Genomic DNA, 3,293 nt, shown 5'->3' on the forward strand with positions numbered 1-3,293 from the left:
AACGATGCCGAGTGTGGAAGCATATAAAAGTGCTGCATCTAACTTTCAATGTAACTCTTATGCGCAAGGAACTGGTTTTTCTGGTGTTCCAGGAAGTTCAACACCCGTTGATCGCTTTGTGAGAGCTAAATAAAAAAGACACCCACCCTAAAGTTTGTATTTTTTGTATTTTGCACTAACGTTTAATTAGTGCAGAATATAATCAGGGTGTCACATGGCAATTGCAAGAAAACGTCAAGTAAGTTTGGTTGATACAAAGTATTATCACTGTATTTCACGTTGCGTTCGTCGTGCTTTTTTGTGCGGGGAAGACCGTTTTACAGGCCAGTCTTTTGAGCATCGCAGAGGCTGGGTTGAAGATAAGCTGATTGAATTAGCCAAGGTATTTTGCATTGATGTGTGTGCCTATGCAGTCATGAGTAACCACACTCATTTAGTCTTGTATGTAGATGATAAAAAAGCGAATCGGTTAAATGATAAAGCGATTGTTATTCGCTGGCATAAGCTCTGTAAAGGCACCGTATTAACACAAAAATACATACAGGGTGAGAAGCTAAGTAAAGCTGAACTTATCTTTTTTAATCAAACAGTAAAACAATACCGTGAACGGCTAGCAAGTATTAGCTGGTTTATGCGGCTATTAAATGAAGATATTGCGCGTAAAGCCAATAAGGAAGATAACTGCACCGGCAGGTTCTGGGAAGGACGCTTCAAGTCACAAGCGCTTCTTGATGAAGCAGCATTGGCAGCCTGTATGGCATACGTTGATTTAAACCCTATCAGGGCCAAAATGGTAAACACGCCAGAAGAATCATCACATACGAGTGTGCAAACACGCTTAGAAAGCGCAACAGAAGGCAAGCAACCAAAACAACTATTACGCTTTGCAGGCATGCCACGTCAAATCATGCCAAAAGGGCTACCGTTTGAACTTAAATCCTACCTTGAACTGGTTGAATTAACAGGGCGTTGTATACAAGAAGGCAAGCGCGGGTATATTGAAAGCACACATTTACCTTTACTCGAAAGAGTAAATATCTCCCCAGAAAACTGGTTAAAACTGACCACGCAATTTACGCGCGTATTTCATGGCGCAGTAGGTAGGACGACCTCACAAGAGAGTTACTGTGAACACTTGAGCAGAAAACGGCGTAGCAACGTCAGCAACAGCGCAAAGCTACTGGCATAAAGTTAAAAGTCTTCAATAAAGAATTAAAACTGCAATCTTGCAGTTATTTTCATGCGGGTAATTTAGGTTTAACAGTGATAGGCGCTCGCTTAATGAACGATGTACGGGAGATGATATAAAAAGAGATAGGTTTTTAGCCCAAAAGAGTAAACTTAGTAGCACAGTTTTATTTACTCAATTAAAGTGGCTGTCTAGTTTATTTAGTTTATTCAATAGGCGCTCGCTTAATGAACGATGTACTGGAGATGATATAAAAAGAGATAGGTTTTTAGCCCAAAAGAGTAAACTTAGTAGCACAGTTTTATTTACTCAATTAAAGTGGCTGTCTAGTTTATTCAGTTTTAGCTGGTTTATGCGATTATTAAATGAAGACATTGCGCGTAAAGCCAATAAGGAAGATAACTGCACAGGCCGATTCTGGGAAGGGCGCTTTAAATCCCAAGCATTATTAGATGAAGCCGCACTCGCCGCCTGTATGGCCTATGTAGATTTAAACCCAATCAGAGCAAAAATGGCACAAACACCGGAAACATCTGACCACACCAGCGTACAAAAACGCATTGAAAGCGCAACAGAGGGCAAGCAACCAAAACAACTATTACGCTTTGCAGGCATGCCACGTCAAATCATGCCAAAAGGGTTACCATTTGAGCTTAAATCGTACCTTGAACTGGTTGAATTAACAGGGCGTTGTATAAGAGGAGGCAAACGCGGGTATATTGAAAACACACATTTACCTTTACTAGAAAGAGTAAATATCTCCCCAGAAAACTGGTTAAAACTGACCACGCAATTTACGCGCGTATTTCATGGCGCAGTAGGTAGGACGACCTCACAAGAGAGTTACTGTGAACACTTGAACAGAAAACGGCGTAGCAACGTCAGTAACAGCGAAAAGCTACTGGCATAAAGTTAAAAGTCCTTAGTAAAAAGTTAAAACTGCAATCTTGCAGTTATTTTCATGCGGGTAATTTAGGTTTAACAGTGATAGGCGCTCGCTTAATGAACGATGTACTGGAGATGATATAAAAAGAGATAGGTTTTTAGCCCAAAAGAGTAAACTTAGTAGCACAGTTTTATTTACTCAATTAAAGTGGCTGTCTAGTTTATTCAATAGGCGCTCGCTTAATGAGCGATGTACTGGAGATGATATAAAAAGAGATAGGTTTTTAGCCCAAAAGAGTAAACTTAGTAGCACAGTTTTATTTACTCAATTAAAGTGGCTGCCTAGTTTATTCAATGAAGCTTATGAAGATTACTTGGCTGACCAAGAAGACCGTAATGAACAAGAAGACCGTAATGAACAAGAAGAAAGAGAGCAAGAAGAAAGAAGAAGAGATGATAATTAATTATGACTAAAGCAACGGACTTAGATATTGCGGTAAGAGATATTCAATTAGATAAACTAGATCTTGAACAGTTTCTGAAAGATGTTGAAGCTTCAGGGAATCAAAAAACAGTATTAAAAGCGGTACATCATCGATTAGTGGACGAGTCATATGTCAAAGAGAGAAGTGTCTATTGTGCTTTAATTAAAGAGATTAACGATAACGAGTCACTATCTATACTATGGGAAATGATTGGGAGAGAGGAAACAAAAGGCCGACGCGGGAGTTTATTATATGCAATGGAAAACATGAACCCAGTCGGCTATCTAGAGCAATTGGTTGACCTTGCGATAAACGACAATAATGAAGTTATGTTTAATTCGCTGGATGTTATAGATAACTTGGAAGGGTATATTGACGGTGAGACTTTAGAAAGGTGTATATTAAAACTTAAAACATCGTTAAAAAATACTATGCCTGAATGGAGAAGGGAAGCGTTAACTTTATTACTTGAAGAATTTGAAGAATAATAATATTGACGTATGCGAATGAAACAAAAATGATACCCATCCTAAAGTTTGTATTTTTTATATTTTGCACTAACGTTTAACCCGAATTCATTAATCAACGCCTCTTGACTTGGATTGGTAGCTATAGTTTTGTTGCAATGAATGGCTTTAACCTTGATATTGCCAAGTCCTTAGGTGTGTCAGAAACATTTGCAAATATAATGACCAATGGGTTAAATACTGAAGGCTTAACTACGGGGGCTATGG

The 3,293-nt window shown here is 38.7% G+C and carries 3 protein-coding genes and 1 pseudogene; all 4 read left to right on the plus strand.

The window, feature by feature from the left end; all coding sequences use genetic code 11:
- The first annotated feature begins 4 nt into the window (after positions 1-4).
- Complete coding sequence (locus HH219_RS21375; RefSeq protein WP_249118586.1) at positions 5-133, plus strand: linear amide C-N hydrolase; 129 nt, start codon at positions 5-7, stop codon at positions 131-133.
- A gap of 81 nt (positions 134-214) precedes the next feature.
- On the plus strand, positions 215-1,189 hold the full coding sequence (locus tag HH219_RS21380; RefSeq protein WP_169328565.1) for a transposase: 975 nt from the start codon (positions 215-217) through the stop codon (positions 1,187-1,189).
- 343 nt (positions 1,190-1,532) lie between these two features.
- A pseudogene (locus HH219_RS21385) lies at positions 1,533-2,099 on the plus strand (transposase); the annotation flags it as partial.
- A 441-nt stretch (positions 2,100-2,540) separates the two neighbouring features.
- Positions 2,541-3,047 (plus strand): hypothetical protein, encoded by a 507-nt coding sequence (locus tag HH219_RS21390; RefSeq protein WP_169328566.1) that lies wholly within the window; start codon positions 2,541-2,543, stop codon positions 3,045-3,047.
- Positions 3,048-3,293: the final 246 nt, after the last annotated feature.

It is taken from the genome of Pseudoalteromonas sp. NEC-BIFX-2020_015, assembly GCF_012952265.1.
Taxonomy (GTDB): domain Bacteria; phylum Pseudomonadota; class Gammaproteobacteria; order Enterobacterales; family Alteromonadaceae; genus Pseudoalteromonas; species Pseudoalteromonas neustonica.